At 69.0% G+C, this 16,430-nt stretch carries 14 protein-coding genes and 1 pseudogene; 6 read left to right on the forward strand and 9 right to left on the reverse strand.

All coding sequences use genetic code 11. The annotated features are described in order from the left end of the window. Positions 1-113: 113 nt before the first annotated feature. On the forward strand, positions 114-923 hold the full coding sequence (rsmI, locus tag MAY35_RS21180) for a 16S rRNA (cytidine(1402)-2'-O)-methyltransferase (protein WP_238423295.1): 810 nt from the start codon (positions 114-116) through the stop codon (positions 921-923). Here the strand turns inward: rsmI and MAY35_RS21185 are convergent. The 8 genes and pseudogenes from MAY35_RS21185 to MAY35_RS21220 form a co-directional block, all read right to left on the reverse strand. Next, on the reverse strand, positions 847-2,094 hold the full coding sequence (locus tag MAY35_RS21185; protein ID WP_238423260.1) for a helix-turn-helix domain-containing protein: 1,248 nt from the start codon (positions 2,092-2,094) through the stop codon (positions 847-849). The genes rsmI and MAY35_RS21185 overlap by 77 nt on opposite strands. 79 nt (positions 2,095-2,173) lie before the next feature. Further along, positions 2,174-3,340, reverse strand: a complete 1,167-nt coding sequence (locus MAY35_RS21190) for an aminodeoxychorismate synthase component I (protein ID WP_238423261.1) — start codon at positions 3,338-3,340, stop codon at positions 2,174-2,176. 13 nt (positions 3,341-3,353) lie between these two features. After that, on the reverse strand, positions 3,354-4,928 hold the full coding sequence (gene metG / locus MAY35_RS21195; protein ID WP_238423262.1) for a methionine--tRNA ligase: 1,575 nt from the start codon (positions 4,926-4,928) through the stop codon (positions 3,354-3,356). A 201-nt stretch (positions 4,929-5,129) separates the two neighbouring features. Beyond that, positions 5,130-5,375, reverse strand: a pseudogene (locus tag MAY35_RS21200) (HNH endonuclease); the annotation flags it as partial. A 24-nt stretch (positions 5,376-5,399) separates the two neighbouring features. After that, positions 5,400-6,389, reverse strand: a complete 990-nt coding sequence (locus MAY35_RS21205; RefSeq protein WP_238423296.1) for a HEAT repeat domain-containing protein — start codon at positions 6,387-6,389, stop codon at positions 5,400-5,402. Further along, positions 6,376-7,056 (reverse strand): HEAT repeat domain-containing protein, encoded by a 681-nt coding sequence (locus MAY35_RS21210; RefSeq protein ID WP_238423263.1) that lies wholly within the window; start codon positions 7,054-7,056, stop codon positions 6,376-6,378. The genes MAY35_RS21205 and MAY35_RS21210 overlap by 14 nt, the downstream gene beginning before the upstream one ends. Before the next feature lie 98 nt (positions 7,057-7,154). Next, complete coding sequence (locus tag MAY35_RS21215) at positions 7,155-9,512, reverse strand: glycoside hydrolase family 65 protein (RefSeq protein WP_238423264.1); 2,358 nt, start codon at positions 9,510-9,512, stop codon at positions 7,155-7,157. Beyond that, the gene (locus tag MAY35_RS21220) at positions 9,509-10,231 is read right to left on the reverse strand and encodes a beta-phosphoglucomutase family hydrolase (protein WP_238423265.1); all 723 of its coding nucleotides are present in this window, start codon (positions 10,229-10,231) and stop codon (positions 9,509-9,511) included. The genes MAY35_RS21215 and MAY35_RS21220 overlap by 4 nt, the downstream gene beginning before the upstream one ends. Before the next feature lie 215 nt (positions 10,232-10,446). On the opposite strand from MAY35_RS21220, the gene MAY35_RS21225 reads away from it, so the two are divergent. From MAY35_RS21225 to rsmA, 4 genes are all read left to right on the forward strand, one after another. Further along, positions 10,447-11,292: a PhzF family phenazine biosynthesis protein gene (locus MAY35_RS21225; RefSeq protein WP_238423266.1), complete on the forward strand. Its 846-nt coding sequence runs from the start codon at positions 10,447-10,449 to the stop codon at positions 11,290-11,292. 58 nt (positions 11,293-11,350) lie between these two features. Then, on the forward strand, positions 11,351-12,325 hold the full coding sequence (locus MAY35_RS21230; protein WP_238423267.1) for a TatD family hydrolase: 975 nt from the start codon (positions 11,351-11,353) through the stop codon (positions 12,323-12,325). A 105-nt stretch (positions 12,326-12,430) separates the two neighbouring features. Beyond that, the gene (locus MAY35_RS21235; protein WP_238423268.1) at positions 12,431-13,582 is read left to right on the forward strand and encodes a resuscitation-promoting factor; all 1,152 of its coding nucleotides are present in this window, start codon (positions 12,431-12,433) and stop codon (positions 13,580-13,582) included. Next, a complete protein-coding gene (gene rsmA, locus MAY35_RS21240) occupies positions 13,546-14,460 on the forward strand; it encodes a 16S rRNA (adenine(1518)-N(6)/adenine(1519)-N(6))-dimethyltransferase RsmA (RefSeq protein ID WP_238423269.1) in 915 nt (304 codons plus the stop codon). The genes MAY35_RS21235 and rsmA overlap by 37 nt, the downstream gene beginning before the upstream one ends. A 164-nt stretch (positions 14,461-14,624) precedes the next feature. Here the strand turns inward: rsmA and MAY35_RS21245 are convergent, their stop codons facing one another. After that, positions 14,625-15,617, reverse strand: a complete 993-nt coding sequence (locus MAY35_RS21245; protein ID WP_238423270.1) for an LLM class F420-dependent oxidoreductase — start codon at positions 15,615-15,617, stop codon at positions 14,625-14,627. A 143-nt stretch (positions 15,618-15,760) separates the two neighbouring features. Between MAY35_RS21245 and MAY35_RS21250 the strand changes: the two genes are divergently transcribed. Further along, on the forward strand, positions 15,761-16,429 hold the full coding sequence (locus MAY35_RS21250) for an HAD family hydrolase (protein WP_238423271.1): 669 nt from the start codon (positions 15,761-15,763) through the stop codon (positions 16,427-16,429). Position 16,430 lies beyond the last annotated feature (1 nt).

Raw genomic sequence — 16,430 nt, forward strand, 5'->3', positions numbered from 1 at the left:
ACCCCGACCCCCTGCACCCCGACCTCGGATCAGGGCCGGCCGAGCAACCGTCGGCGGACGTCGTCGACACCGGTTCGGGTACCGCCGGCCGGCTGGTACTGGCGGCCACGCCGATGGGGCAGGTCGACGACGCGTCACCGCGCCTGCGCGTCGCGCTGCAGACCGCGGACATCGTCGCAGCGGAGGACACGCGTCGTACCCGGGCCCTGGCCGCCGCGCTCGGCATCGAGATCGGCGGGCGCATCGTCAGCTACTACGACCAGGTCGAGGCGGCGCGCACCCCGGGATTGGTCAGCGCGATCGCCGAGGGGCAGACGGTGCTCCTGGTCACCGACGCCGGGATGCCTTCCGTCAGCGACCCCGGTTACCGCATCGTCGTGGCGTGCGCGGATGCCGGGTTGCCGGTCACCGCTCTACCCGGCCCCTCGGCGGTCACCACCGCACTGGCGGTGTCGGCGCTGCCGTCGGAGCGGTTCTGTTTCGAGGGCTTCGCTCCCCGCAAATCCGGGGCCCGGGCCGAGTGGTTGCGCGAGTTGATCTCCCAGCCCCGCACGGCGGTGTTCTTCGAGTCGCCGCACCGCCTCGCCGACACTCTGGCCGCGGCTGCGGAGATCCTGGGTCCAGACCGCCGCGCCGCCGTCTGTCGCGAGATGACGAAGACCTACGAGGAGGTCCGTCGCGGGGGTCTCGCCGAGCTCGCCGATTGGGCCGCCGCCGGGGTCCGGGGCGAGATCACCGTGGTGGTCGCCGGCGCGGTGGCCGCCGAGCCAGACGTCGACGACCTCGCGGACCGCGCCGAAGCGCTTGTCGCCGAAGGGATGCGGTTGAAGGATGCCTGCGCGCAGGTCACGCAGGGTTCCGGTGCCTCTCGCCGCGACGTCTACCAGCAGGTGCTCGATAGACGTCGAGCTGATCCGGACTGACACGCAACTCGACCCGTGGCGCCAGCCGGTAGGGCCGGCTCGACACGAGTGCGCCGACCACCCGGCGCAGGCGGGACAACTCGGCGCGCACGCTCACCGAATGACCGTCGTCGCCGAACAGCAACTGGCTGAGCCGTTGTGAGGTGAGTCCCTGTTCGCCCGCGTCGGCGAGGAGCAACAGGATCTGCGCGTGCCGGCGCGTGAGGACCGTGCGCCACGGCTCGCCGTCGCCGGTCACCGTGACCGACGGCTCGCCGCTGAGGTCGAGTTGTGCCAGCACCGGGCCCGTCGGGCCGGCGGGTCGGACGAGCCAGCCCTTGCCCAGCCGTTCCACGACGCAGATCCCGAGCCCGGGCACGAACTGCCGCATGTCGTCGGTCGGTGCCGCCACTCGGACCGGTGGCGTACACCCGCGGCCCTCGGCGACCCACCCGTCGTCGTCGATCAGCAGGCCCGGCCCGTGTAGGCCGGCGAGCTGTGAACGGCCGGAGAACCGCAGATCCGCCAGTTCGCGCTGGTGCGCCAGGGTCACCTCGTGCTCGCCGAGGGCGGCGAGCGCCGAGGTGAACGCGGATGCGGCGGGCTGCATCTGGAGTGCCGGGCCCGCCAGGCCGGCGATCGCCACCATCTCCCCGGTGCGGTGATCGTGCACCGGAACGGCCGTGCAGAAGAGCCCGTGCAGAGAGCTGCAGTAGTGCTCGGCGCCGAACAATCGTGTGGGACGGCGGTGGTGCACCGCGAGCCCGACCGCCGTCGTCGCGGTCGAGTCCTCATCCCAGCGACTGCCCTCGACGAGATCGAGCCGATCGGCCTCCGGCAGGATCGTCGACGACCCGCCCCGCCACAGCAGGACCCCGTCGGCGTCGAACACGCCGAGAGCCATCGAGGCGTCGTCGGCCGACTGCGCGAACAGTCGTTGCAGCGGTTCGACGGCGTCGCGCAGGGGGTGCGTGGCGCGGCGCAGCTCGAGTTCGTCGGGCGAGATGTGCCCGGGATGGTGGGCGTCGGGGGTCGCGCGGTGCTTGCCCGCCCGCACGCGCCCCCACGATTCGATGACGTCACCGGGTACATCCGGTCGGGGGACACCACCGGACATGAAGGCGTCGTGATCACGGCGCAGATCGCGATCGAGCACCGTCAGGTCGGTGGTCGACCGGATGGGCACAGTCATGAGCGGAATCGTACCCAAACCGTCCTGCATTCATGCCGAACCGAATCAGCGCAGTGTTCTCTGTGGCCGCGGCTGCGTGTCAGTGCGTCCGCAGTGCGCGATCGTGTCCCACGATGCTGGCGGCCTTGTCGAGACATTCCTGCCATTCGCGGTGCGGGTCGGAGTCGATGGTGATCCCGCCGCCCACGCCGAGCGCGGTCGTCCCGTCGGAGCCGATCTCGACCGTGCGGATGGCGACGTTGAGGTCGAGGGCACGGTCGGGTCCGGCCATCCCGATGGCGCCGCAGTACACACCGCGCGCATCGGCCTCCCAGTCGTGGATGAGTTCCAGCGCACGCAGTTTCGGGGTACCCGTGACCGATGCGGGTGGGAACGTCGCGGCCAGAACGGCGTCGTTACCGGTGCCGGGCGGCAGGATCGCCTCCACCCGCGACACGAGGTGCCACACACCGGGTGCCGGGACGACGGTGAGGAGTTCGGGCACCCGGACGCTTCCGGTGACCGCGACGCGTCCGAGGTCGTTGCGGACGAGGTCGACGATCATGATGTTCTCGGCGACGTCCTTGGCGGAGGCGGCGAGGGCGTCGGGATCGGCCTGGGCCGGCAGCGTCCCCTTGATCGGCGAGGACGAGACGATGTTGCCCGTGCGTCGGAGGAACGTCTCCGGCGACAGGCTGGCGACGGCGCCCCAATCACCCTGCAGAAAGGCAGCTTTGGCGGGAGTCGTCGAGCCGGCGAGCTCGGCGAAGTAGTCGACGGGCGCACTGTCCGTCGTGCCGGTGAACCGAGTGCACACGCATGCCTGGTAGATCTCGCCGGCACGGATGGCGTCGAGACATTTGTCGATGGCGTCGAGGTGCGGGGTGCGTGCCGGTCGGTCCCAGTGCGTCGCCTTCGCCGGTAGGGGCAGGGTGTCGGGCGCATACACCGCCGCCCATGCCCAGTCGGGTATCCCGGCGCCTTCGGACGTCCATTCACCGTCGCGGAGCACGAGGACGCCGTCGGTGAGCCCGCCGACGGTGGCGGGCAGCGCTCCATCGTCGGGCCGAACGGGAAATCCGATGTAGCCGAACCAGTATCGGTCCGGGTCGTCGGGCGGTGGGCAGCCCGGACGGAGATCGACGGTGGGTGCGACCACGGCGTCGGCGCCGTACCAGTCGCCGATCAGTGCCGCCGGTGGCGGTAGCCCGCGTGCCGTCGTCTGGGTGTGCAACGCGCGTAGCACGTCGAGGGCTGGCGCGACCATGTGCGGCGAGAGGTCAGTTCTCGTACCGAGGGAACACCGGTGTCGGTTTCGGCAGCGCTGTACCCGGCACGAGTCGGTCTGTGGCAGCGGTGAATTGACGGTCGTCACCGGTTGCCAGCAGATCGAGGATCTTGTTCGACGACTCCGGCATGACGGGTTGGCTCAGCAGTGCCACGATGCGAACGACCTCGGCGCAGACGTAGAGCACGGTGCCGGTGCGTTCGAGATCGGTCTTGGCCAGTTTCCACGGTTCCTGCGCGGAGATGTACCGGTTGGTCTCGGCGAGCGTCGCCCACAGGGTTTCCAGCGCCAGGTGGATGGCCTGGTTGTCGATGTGGCCGCGGACGGTGTTCAGCAGCGAGTCGGCACGGTCGAGCAACGTGGTGTCGACCTCGGTGAACTCTGCCGGAGTCGGGACCGTCCCGTCGAAGTACTTGCCGATCATCGACAGGGTGCGCTGGGCCAGGTTGCCGAATTCGTTCGCGAGGTCGGCGTTGATGCGCGACACGATCGCCTCGGCCGAGTACGAACCGTCTTGTCCGTAGGAGACCTCGCGCAGGAAGAAGTAGCGCACCGGATCGAGGCCGAACTCCTCGATGAGATTGTCCGGGTCGACGACGTTGCCGACCGATTTGCTCATCTTCTCGCCCTTGTTGAACAGGAAACCGTGCGCGAAGACGCGTTTGGGCAGGTCGATGCCCGCGCTCATCAGGAACGCCGGCCAGTACACGCAGTGGAACCGGATGATGTCCTTGCCGATGATGTGCAGGTCGGCGGGCCAGTACCGGGCGACGGTGTCCGGGTCGTCGGGAAAACCGACGCCGGTCAGATAGTTGGTGAGGGCGTCAACCCACACGTACATGACGTGTTCGGGGTGATCGGGGACCGGAACGCCCCAGTCGAATGTGGTCCGTGACACCGACAGATCGGTCAGCCCGCCCTTGACGAAGCTGATGACCTCGTTGCGCCGCGCGTCGGGTCCGATGAAGCCGGGCTGTGACTCGTAGAGCTCGAGGAGCTTGTCCTGGTAGGCGGAGAGACGGAAGAAGTAGGTCTCCTCTTCGGTCCAGGTGACAACGTGCCCGGTGTCGGACGCCACGCGATCGCCGGCCTCGTTGAGCTCGGTGTCGCCCTCCGCGTAGAAGGTCTCGTCACGGACGTCGTACCACCCCGAGTACTTGTCGAGGTAGATGTCGCCGCGGTCGCTCATGCGCTTCCAGATCTCTTCCGACGCCCTCTTGTGATCGGCGTCGGAGGTCCGGATGAAGCGGTCGAAGCTGGACCCGAGTCGTTCCTGCAGCGCCTGGAATCGGTCGGAGTTGCGGTTTGCCAGTTCCGCTGTCGGGATGCCCTCGGCGTTCGCGGTCTGCTGCATCTTCTGCCCGTGGACGTCGGTGCCGGTGAGGAACCGGACGTCGAAGCCGTCGAGTCGTTTGAACCGGGCCAGCGCGTCGGCCGAGATGTATTCGTAGGCGTGCCCGATGTGCGGTGCGCCGTTCGGGTAGGCGATCGCGGTCGTCAGGTAGTACGGGCGTCCGGCGCCGTGTGATGCGCCGGAAGGATCAAGGCTGGTCAGATCGGGTGCCATAGTGTCCAACAGACTACCGATCGGCCCGGCGGGCACCCAATTGCGTCCCGGCCGTCACCGTGTCACCTCGGGCACTCCGCCCGAGGTGACACGGTGCGGGTTCACTCTGGAACTCTCAGAGAACGAAAGTCTGGTTCCTGCGGGCCGGAACCCGCCGAGACGTCAGCGGCGGGTGCCGCAACGCCACCTCGGGGCGCGCTCTCACGCGGCGTCGTCGAGGTGCATGGTCCGGCGGTGATAGCCGGGAAGTGGCCGGCGCCGGGGGTCGATGGTGGCCGGGGGGATGAGCCACGGGTGCCGGTCGATCCCGAGGGCGATGTCCCAGCCGTGGTGATGGACCTGGGTGTGGCAGCGCTGACGGAGCAGGCATCCGTTGTCCAGGTCGGTGGGGCCGCCATCAGCCCAGTGCACGATGTGGTGGACCTGGGGGTGTGAGGCGGGTGCGCCGCCCGCACCCCGCTCGATGGCCCCTCACGACTCCGATCGCCGGGCGAGCACTGCGACGGCGGTGCGGGACACGGTGCTCTCGGCATCGGCGGTCAACGTCCGTAACGCAGAACTTGCTGCATCGCCGGGGATCTCGGCGAGAGCCTGCACGAGGCGGGACCGTACCGAGGGGTCGGGATCGGAGCCGAGGCGATCGACGAGCAGGCCGACGATCTGCTCGCGGCGTGACTCGTGACCCGCGAGCACCTCGGCGGCCTCGACGTCACGGTCCCCGGCGGCGATCAACTCGATCAGGGCTTCGGTCGCCGCCGATCCGTCGCGACGCCCGAGGGACAGGGCAGCGACGCGCCGGACGTCGGGGTCGGGATCGTCGAGCGCCTCGTCGAGGAGCGCGGTGACCCGTCTGGAGGTCTCGAGCGCGGCGAGTGCGGTGACCGCGCGCAGTCGGACCCGCGGGTCGGGGTCGGTGGCGCCGTCGCCGAGGCGGTCGATGCCGCCGGGCCGTTGGGCGAGCGCCCACCGTAGAGCCCCGGCCACGTTCGGATCGCTTTCGGCCAGCAGCGCATCGGCCAGCGAATCCGCGGACACACCGCCCTCGCCGGCGAGGAGCGCGGCGCGTTGGCGATGGGCTGCGTGCTCGGACTGCACCCCGCGGAGCAGACCGATCACGCCCACGACCGTCGACCAGTCGCCGGGGCCGCTTGCCGCGATGTGCTCGAGACGCTCCAGGAGCCGGGCATCGGCCGCCATTCTGGCCTCGGTGTCGTCGATCAGGCGTTGCACCAGCGCATCCGGCGCGAAGCCGGGATCGTCGAGTGCGCGACCGACCTCGCGGAGCGACAACCCCAGCGAACGAAGGCTTTCCACATGCAGCAAGCGCTGCAGGTCGGCCTCCGAGTACTCGCGGTAGCCAACCGCGGTCCGGCCGGTCGGCCGCACCAGCGCGAGCGAATCGTAGTGCCGCAGCATACGGGTGGTCAGGCCCGTACGCTGCGCCACCTCACCGATCAGCATCCGGGTCGTCTGCGGGCGCACCGGAACCGGCCAACCGCGACGCGAAGTCCAGTGCGGCGGCGAAGTCGCTGTCCGGGTCGTCGATCAGCTTCTCGGTCGCCGCGACATGGGCGCGCACGGCGGCGGGGCCACGCTTCTTCGCGGTGGAGAGTGGCCCGGACGCGGCGTCACCGAGCTCGACCAGGGCCCGGCTGAGGCTTCGTTGCACGTCCGGCTCCCCGCGGCCGAGTTCCCCCGCGAGTTCGTTTGCCAGCCAGGTCTCTCTGCCGGGCGGGACCAGGACGGCGGCGGCACGCCAGGCGGTCCGAGCGACCTCGTCGTCGGCGTCGTGCAGCAGTTCGGGCGTGATCGCCGGCCAGGCCGACGGATGCCCGATCTTCGACAACGTGTGCAGGGCCTGCGCCCGCGCCTGCGCCGATCCCGAACCGAGTTCGACGACGAGGCGCGGCACCGTCAGGTCGGCCGGGAGCCTGGTCAGGGCCCACGTGAGCATGTCCCGGACGAAGAAGTCCGGTTCCACGCCGCACCGCGCGACGAGATCGTCGGTCAGCGCCGGGTGGGGATCCGTGCCGGCGGCCATCGCCGCGCGCAGTCTCGTCGACGCATCTCCTGCGGCCAGTGCCGCCATCACGGCCCGATCGGACGGGCGGATGGTCTGATCGGTCATGGGACCACCTCCTTCGTCCACGATTCCACTCCCTGACACCGTGTGAAGGTCAAGCGGACCCGAGGCGGATCAGGCCGTGGCCGGGATGAGCCGAGCGGTCAGATCTCCCGCCGGTAGGGCTCACATCCGGGCGGAGCCTTCGGCGGCTCGCGGTAGGCCAATTCCGGGATGTGCAGGGTCACCGGAGCGGACTCGAGAGTGAACTTGTCGCCATGGTGCGCCAGATCGATCGGCGGACCGGACAGCAGACGATAGGTCGCGGTGTCCTTGTCCACCGCGACGACGATCTTCGAGTCGCGGATGATCATGCGGAAGGACATGTACGTCAACCGTTTCGGCAACCGGGGCGCGAAGGTGATGTTGCCGCCGAAGTCGCGCATGCCACCGAAGCCCGCCACGCAGTCCGTCCACGCCCCGGCCAGGGCCGCGATGTGCAGGCCGCTGCTGACATTGTTGTGCAGATCGTGCAGATCGGTGAACACCGATTCGGCCAGCAGATCGTAGGCCAGATCCGGGTACCCGACCTCGGCGGCGGTGACCGCCTCGCAGCACGCCGACAACGACGAGTCGCGCACGGTCAGCGGGTAGTAGTAGTCGAAGTTGCGGAGCTTCTGCTCGGCGGTGAACGCATCTCCGAAGAGGTAGGTCGCGAACACGAGGTCTGCCTGCTTGACGACCTGCTTCCGGTACAGGTCGTAGTACGGATAGTTCAGGAGCAGGGGATAGCGGCCCACCGACGACTCGAAGTCCCAGGCACCCAGCAGCGTGAACGATTCGCACTGCTGGTGCACGCCCAGGGCATCGTCGTAGGGGATCGTCATCTCGTCGGCACACGATTCCCAGTGCGCCGCTTCGGCTGTTGTCACCCCGAACTGTTCGGCGAGGTCGGGACGACGATGCACCGCGGCCACGGCATCGCGCAGATTCTGTTGTGCCGCAAGGTTGGTGAACGTGTTGTTGTTGACCACGGCGGTGTACTCGTCGGGACCGGTGACGCCGTCGATGCGGAACTTGCCGTTCACATCGTGGTGTCCGAGACCGGCGAACAACCGGGCGGTCTCGACGAGGAGTTCGACGCCGCACTCGGTTTCGAACTGTTCGTCGTTGGTCGCGCGGAGGTAGCGGGCGGTGGCGTTGGCGATGTCGGCGGACACGTGCACGCCGGCAGTCCCGGCCGGCCAGTACCCGGAACACTCGTCGCCGTTGATCGACCGCCACGGGAACATCGCCCCGCGCTGGCCGAGCTCGGCCGCGCGAGCCTTGGCCTTGTCCATCGTGGCGTGCCGCCACCGCAACTCCTCACCGGCCGCGGCGGGCACGGTGTAGGTGAGCATCGGGAGGATGAAACTCTCTGTGTCCCAGAACGTGTGGCCGTCGTAACCCGGACCGGTCAGTCCCTTGGCCGGGATGGCGCGCGACTGACCGCGCGCCCCCGCCTGCAACACGTGGAACAGCGCGAACCGGACCGCCTGCTGCAACTCGGGATCGCCGTCGAGTTCGACGTCGGCATCGCGCCAGAAATCCTCGAGGTAGCTGACCTGGTCGGCCTTGAGCGAGTCCCAGCCGGTCTCCATGGCCATCGCGAGAGCGGCGTCGACCTGGGCGCGCAGGGCCGGGACCGAGCGTCGTGCCGACCAGCCGTACCCCATGTACTTGGTGAGGGTGAGGCTCTTGCCCTTCGGCACGTTCGCCGCGATGGTGAGCCGGGCGAGGTCGCCGTCGGCACGGATGAACGTGTCCGCCTTGTCCGGGAAGTAGATCTCGTGATCCATCCCGGCCGCGATGTGCAGGCCGGACTTCTTGGTGTGGTGGACCAGCATGCCCCAGTAGTTGCGGCACGTCGCGAGATCGGAGACGAGCGGTGCGTCGAGCGCGGCGGCCAGGCGGGGGTCGTTCCCGGGGGCGGGGACCGGCTCGTTGGCGAGGAGGTCCGACTGGAGGACGAGTTTCATGTCCTCGTCGACCGGTTCGACCTCATAGCGGATGGCCGCGATGGTGCGCTTGGTGAAGGACACGAGCCGCTCGGACTTGATCCGCACCTTGCGGCCCGTGGGTGAGGTCCACACGGTGTGACGACGCAGGGTGCCGGTGCGGAAGTCGAGGGTCCGCTCGTGCTCTTCGGTACGCCCGTACCGCAAGTCCATCGGCTCGTCCTCGACGAGCAACCGGATGATCTTGCCGTCGGTCACGTTGACGACGGTCTGCCCCGACTCGGGGTAGCCGTAGCCGCTCTCGGCGTACGGGAGGCCACGCAGCTCGTAGAAGCCGTTCAGGTAGGTACCCGGATGGTCGACCGGCTCACCCTCCTCGAAGGACCCGCGTAAACCGATGTGTCCGTTCGACAATGCGAACAGGGTCTCGGTCCGGCCGAGCATGTCGAGGTCGACGCCGCCGCGCCACTTCAGCTGCCACGGATGGATCTCGAAACCGAAGTCGTGGCCGTGCTCGGCGGTCATGCGGGAAGCAGTTCGTCGAGATCGGTCACGACGATGTCGGCACCGGCCGACTTCATCGCGGCGGACTGACCGCCGCCGACCCGGTCGACACCGACGACGTAGCCGAACGCGCCTGCGCTGCCCGCCTGCACCCCGGAGATCGCGTCCTCGAACACGGCAGCAGCGGCGGGTTCGACACCCATCAGTTGCGCGCCGAGGAGGAAGGAGTCGGGCGCGGGTTTACCGTTCAGGCCCTTGGTCACGATGTCGAGACCGTCGACACGGACCTCGACGAACTTCGACAGGTCGGCTGCATCCAGCACTGCTGCTCCATTCTTCGACGACGTCACGACCGCGATGCGGAGACCCGCGTCACGCGCTGCGGTGAGGTAGCGCACCGATCCGGGATAGGCCTGCCCGCCGTCCTCCGCGAGGCTGACGAGGAACATGTCGTTCTTCCCGTCTCCGATCTGTGTCACCGTCTGCGCATCGACGTCGTCGATGCCGCGGGACGCCAGGAACGCCCGGACGCCGTCCTCCCGGGGGCGGCCGTCGACGTAGTCGAGGTAGTCCTGGTCGGTGAACTCCACGAAGTCGGCATGGTCGGCGCCACCAGCGCGCTCGGCGAGGAAGGCGTCGAACGCCTTCTTCCATGCCTTGCGGTGGAGCACCGCGGTCTCGGTGAGGACCCCGTCGAGATCGAAGAGCGCGACAGAGATCGCATCTGGCAAACCCAACACGCTTCGCAACGCTACCCGTCGGCGGCGACTCCGGCGCGATTTGCGCGGTGGGCGGCGTCGACGTCGGCCGGCTGTGGGCTCTCCGGACCTGCGGTGACCGGTGGGCCGCTGCGCCGTCTCGCACCGCGGACGAAACCGTTCGTGGTGGTCCGTCCGAACGTCAGCAGTCGAAAAGCCCTTGCGCGACGCCCAACTCGCGATGAGACGATGTTCCGATGACTCGACGGTTCGCGCAGATCGATGTGTTCTCGGCCACGGGCACCGGGGGCAACCCGGTCGCTGTCGTCCTCGACGCCGAGGAGATACCCGAGGACCGGATGGCGGCGTTCGCGCAGTGGACCAATCTGTCGGAGACGACGTTCGTGCTGCCCCCGACCGATCCCGCCGCGGACTACCGTCTGCGCATCTTCACTCCGGACGGCGAGTTGCCCTTCGCCGGACACCCGACGCTCGGTTCGGCCCACGCCTGGCTCACCAGCGGTGGACGCCCACGCAGCGACGACCCGGGGGCCGACATCGTGCAGGAGTGCGGCGTCGGGCTCGTCCGGCTCCGACGTACGGGCGCGCGTCTCGCGTTCGCGGCGCCGCCGCTGCGACGGTCGGGACCCGTCGACCCCGACACCGTTGCCGACGTCGTCGCGGCTCTCGGGGTGGCCACCGATGAGGTGCGCGCCGCCGAGTGGGTCGACAACGGTCCGGAGTGGATGGTGCTCGACCTGGGTTCGGGAGAGCGTGTCCTCGAGCTGCGGCCCGACATCCCGGCACTCGGCGATCACAAGGTCGGGTTGTTCGGCATGTACGGCTCCGGTGATGGGGAGGTGTTCGCCGAGGTGCGCGCCTTCGTGCCCGGGATCGGCGTCCCCGAGGACCCGGTGACAGGCAGCCTCAACGCGGGCATCGCGACGTGGCTGCGCGCCACCGGCAGGGCACCCGCGTCGTATGTCGCGGCTCAGGGCGCGGCTCTCGGACGGGCCGGCCGTATCCATATCCACGACGACGGCGAGAACATCTGGGTCGGTGGCGACACCACGACCGTCATCGAGGGGACCGTCACCCTCTAGCGCCGCGGTCGCCGACCACCGGCCGGGCGGGTCCTCGTTCTGTGCCAAGGTGGGTGCCATGAGCGATGCCCCGGGTGCCGGAGTGAACGGTGAGGTCGAGACCCCGAGCAACATCGAAGGCCAGGGCAACCCCCAGACCCCGGGCGGCGTCGACACCCCGACGGACGTCGAGACCCTGAGCAACAAGGCGGCTCGCAAGCGCCGCCGGCGCGAACCCCCACCTGACCCGGCCCCGCTGCCGGGGCTCGTCGACGCCCACACCCACCTCGCCGCCTGTGGTGGGCGGGACGAAGCGTCGGTGCGCGCGATCCTCGACCATGCTCAGATGGTCGGCGTCGACCATGTGGTCACGGTCGCAGACGACATGGTCGACGCCCGCTGGGCGGTGGCGGCCGCCGAATGGGACGAACGGGTCTTCGCCGCGGTCGCGCTGCATCCGACGCATGCGGGGGATCTGAACGACGAGACAGCCGCCGAACTCGAGGCGATGGTGCGTTCCCCTCGCGTCGTCGCGGTGGGGGAGACGGGCCTCGATTACTACTGGCCCGGGAAGTCCGACGACTGCGCCGCACCCGAGGTGCAGCACGAGGCGTTCCGCTGGCACATCGACCTCGCCAAGCGGGTCGGAAAGCCGCTGATGATCCACAACCGCGAGGCGGACCGGGATCTGCTGGACATCCTGGCGGCCGAGGGTGCGCCGGAGACCGTGATCATGCACTGCTTCTCCGGTGACCGAAATGTTGCGCGGGAATGTGTCGAGCGCGGCTTCATGCTCAGTTTCGCCGGCACTGTGAGCTTCGCCAACGCCGCAGAGTTACGGGCGGCGGCCGAACTGGTGCCCGACGACCAGATCCTGGTGGAGACCGATGCGCCGTTCCTGACGCCGGATCCGTACCGTGGCCAGCCCAATCAGTCTTACTGCCTGCCCTACACGGCCCGGGCGCTCGCCGAGGTCCGTGGCGTGACGGATGTGGAGATGGCCCGGCTGCTCGGCGCCAACGCGCGGCGCGTCTACGGCATCCCTTTGCCATAATCTGGCCGGTTCGTTATCGTACTGTGATCCGCCTGGCCGACGTGCTGATCCACTCGGCGGGCGTGGTGCCAGTGTTGCCTATCAGGATGTCTGCCCTTGCCTTCCATGTCGAACCCAGAGCCGTCCAACTCGGTGTCACCCCGATCGGTCTTCTCCAAGATCAACGGGTCGAACTCGTTGCGCGTCCGCGTCGCCGTCGGCGCCGTCTGCGCCACCGTGGCGGCCGGCGGGGTCATGGGCGTCACCATGCACAAGAACGTCGCGATCGACGTCGACGGGGATGTCCGGCACGTGTCGACCATGGCGATGTCCGTCGAGGGTCTGCTCGAGTCCGAGGGTCTCGCCCCCAAGGACGGGGACAAGGTGATCCCCGCACTGAACTCCGGGTTCGGCGACGGCCAGACGATCAAGGTGAACCGGCTCAAGGAGATCACCCTCGACGTCGAGGGCACGCCCGAGAAGATCGTCACCAATGCCTCGACCGTCGACCAGTTGCTCGCCGAACGCGGTCTGACGCACGCCGCCGAGCGCGCCGCTTTCGGCAGCGAACTCCCGGTCGACGGCGGCGAGATCGACGTCGCGCTGCCCAAGCCGGTCACTCTCGTCGACGGCCCGTCGCGTAAGCGCCCGACCGTCGCGGCGCACACCGTCGCCGATCTCCTGAAGGCTCTCGGGACACCGTTGAGCGCGGAGGACAAGGTGACCCCCGCCCCGGACACCAAGGTCACGCCGAACCTGAAGATCGTCGTCACCCGGATCAAGACCGAAGACGTCACCCTCACCGAGCCCGTCACGCCGCCGGAGGTCAAGAAAGAAGACCCCACCCTCGTCCGCGACCGCAAGGTCGTCGAGAAGAAGGGCACGCCGGGTGAGGCACGCGTGACCTACAAGGTCACCACCGTGAACGGACGAGTGGTCAAGCGCGACAAGCTGACCAGCGAGGTGCTCACCGAGCCCGTCGCCGCGACCGTCCGCATCGGCACCAAGCCGGGCGCGCCGTTCGTGCCGTTCGGTTCCGTCTGGGACGCGCTGGCCGCATGTGAGGCGACCGGGAACTGGGCGATCAACACGGGCAACGGCTTCTACGGCGGCGTGCAATTCGACCAGAACACCTGGGAGCGTTGGGGCGGCCTCGAGTACGCACCGCGCGCCGACCTCGCCACCCGCGAGGAGCAGATCGCCATCGCCAGCAAGACCCAGGCGGTCCAGGGCTGGGGCGCATGGCCGTCCTGCTCGTCCAAGCTGGGTCTGCGCTGATCGACGAGACGCCTCCGTCCGAGCCCGACGCCGCGCCGCGCCTGCTCGGGCCCGCGCAGATCCGGCAACTCGCAACCGAGGTCGGTGTCCGGCCGACAAAGACGCTCGGGCAGAACTTCGTCCACGACGCCAACACCGTCCGGCGGATCGTCGCCGCGTCGGGAGTCGGACCCGACGACACGGTGCTCGAGGTGGGCCCCGGGCTGGGATCGCTGACCCTCGCCCTGCTCGGAACCGCGGGCAAGGTGGTCGCCGTCGAGATCGATCCGATTCTCGCGCAACGGCTTCCGTCGACGATCGGGGAGTATGCGCCGGCCCGGCGTGACGATTTCCAGGTGATCCTCGCCGATGCGCTGCAGGTCACTCGCGACGATCTGCCCGCGGTCCCGACCGCGCTGGTGGCGAACCTGCCCTACAACGTGTCCGTTCCGGTGCTGCTCCATCTCCTCGGGCTGTTCCCGGAGATCACCACCGCCCTCGTCATGGTGCAGGCGGAGGTCGCCGACCGTCTTGTCGCCGGTCCGGGCAGCCGCACGTATGGCGTGCCCAGCGTCAAGGCCCGCTATCACGGCCGGGTGAGCCGGGCAGGAGCCGTGGGGCGCAACGTCTTCTGGCCCGAGCCGAAGGTCGAGTCCGGGCTCGTCCGCATCGAACGCACCGACGACCACCCGACGGATCCGGCGACGCGTCAGACGGTGTTCGAGGCGATCGACGCCGCATTCGCCCAGCGGCGCAAGACATTGCGGTCGGCACTGGCCGGCTGGGCGGGATCACCTGCCGATGCCGAGCGCCGACTCCGTGCGGCCGGGATCGATCCCGGCCTGCGGGGCGAGCGGCTCGACGTCGACGACTTCGTGCGACTCGCCCGTACGTCCTGATCGGGGACGGCGACTGGGCGTGCCGCCCATGAAAAGCGCCCCCGAAATCCGCCCCTCAGCGGCGGCGCGGCGACGTATCGTCGTCCGCACCGCGCCGTAGGGCGGAAATCAGGGGCGCTTTTCGGTTGCGGCGAAGCGGATCGATACAGGAGCGCGCCGGGAGCTCAGCTCGACGCCGCGCGCAGCTTCTCGAGCAGCTCGGGAGCGGCGTCGCGGAGGAATTCGTCCTGCGTCTCGCCGCCGATCTGGACGAGTGCGACGTCGGTGAACCCGGCCTCCCAGAACGGTTTCACGGCCTCGACGATCTGATCGAGATCGGGACCGCACGGGATGTTCTCCGCCACGTCGTCGGGGGTGACGAACTGGGTAGCGGCCGCGAAGCCCGCGGTGGTCCGCAGGTCGGCGTTGACATCCCAGCCGCCGGCGAACCAGCGGAACTGGTCGTGTGCGCGGGCAATCGCCTTGTCGCGGTCGGGGTCCCAGCTGATCGGGATCTGACCGATGGCCCGGGAACCCTGCCCGCCGACGGTCGTCGTCGAGGAATGTTCGTTCCACGACGAGACGAGGTCGGCGTTGGGTTCGACGGCGATCAGGTGGTCGGCGAGCGGACCGAAGGTGTCGATGCCCGCGTCGCCGGCGATCGCCACGCCGATCGGGACCGGCTGCTCGGGGAGATCCCAGATCCGGGCCGCGTCGACCTGGAAGAACTCGCCGCGGAAGTCGACGAGCTCACCGGAGTGCAGCTTCCGGATGATCTCGATGGCCTCGGCGAGCATGTCCTGACGGTCGGCGACCGACGGCCAGCCCTCACCGACGACGTGCTCGTTCAGGTTCTCTCCCGATCCGAGACCGAGGGTGAAGCGTCCGTCGGCGAGGATCTGCAGGGTCGCAGCCTTCTGCGCGATGATCGCCGGGTGGTAGCGGATGGTCGGGCACGTGACATAGGTCATCAGCTCGACCCGCTCGGTGGCATGGGCGACGGCGCCGAGGACGGTCCACGCGTACGGTGCGTGGCCTTGCGAGGAGAGCCACGGGAAGTAGTGGTCGCTGGACACCTCGAAGTCGAAACCGGCGCGTTCGGCGTCGACGGCGAATCGCACCAGGTCCTTCGGGCCGGCCTGTTCGGTCATCAGGGTGTAGCCGAATTGTGTTGCCATGGGTCGCTCCTCTGCGAGATCGGTCGCTTCGGTGTAGGCGTTGAGTCGTGGGTCCGATGCGTCTTCACGCTCGAGTCGTGGGCGCGGGACGCACGGACATCCGACGGCGGGGCGCGCTTCTCGACCCCGGGAATGAGGTGCACATGCCTGATCAGCAAGCCGAAAGATCGATCGACACCGTGCTTCTCGATGTCGACGGTACGCTCGTCGACTCGACGTACCTGCACGCGTCGGCGTGGATGCGGGCGTTCGCCGCCCATGATCTGACGCCGCAGTGGTGGCGGGTCCACCGCGCGATCGGGATGGGCGGTGACCGCCTCGTCGGCGAGATCTGCGGCGATGACGTGGAGGATTCCCTCGGCGACACGCTGCGAGACGAGTGGGAGGGGCACTACCGGGGGATGCTTCCCGACGTCCATCCGCTCCCGGGTGCGTCGGACTTCGTCCGCGGGTTGCTCGAGGCCGGCTACCGGGTCGCGCTGGCATCCTCGGGGAAGTCGGAGTTCACCGACGCCGCCCTGGAGTCGATGGGGTTGCGCCGCGCCGACTTCGCGGCGGTGACCACCTCCGACGATGCCGACTCGTCGAAGCCCGCGCCCGACATCCTGGCCGTGGCGCTCGAGGAGGCCGGAGGTGGCCGGGCGGTCGTCGTGGGGGACACGGTCTGGGATGTGGCGTCCGCGCATCGCCTCCCTGCCGAGTGCGTGGCGGTCCGCTCCGGTGGGTTCGCCGAGGGGGAGTTGCGTGATGCGGGTGCGGTCCTGGTCGTCGAACACGTGGGCGACCTCGCCGAACGGGGTTGGCGACCCTGAT

The organism is Gordonia sp. 'Campus' (assembly GCF_022206305.1).
In the GTDB taxonomy this organism is placed as follows: domain Bacteria; phylum Actinomycetota; class Actinomycetes; order Mycobacteriales; family Mycobacteriaceae; genus Gordonia.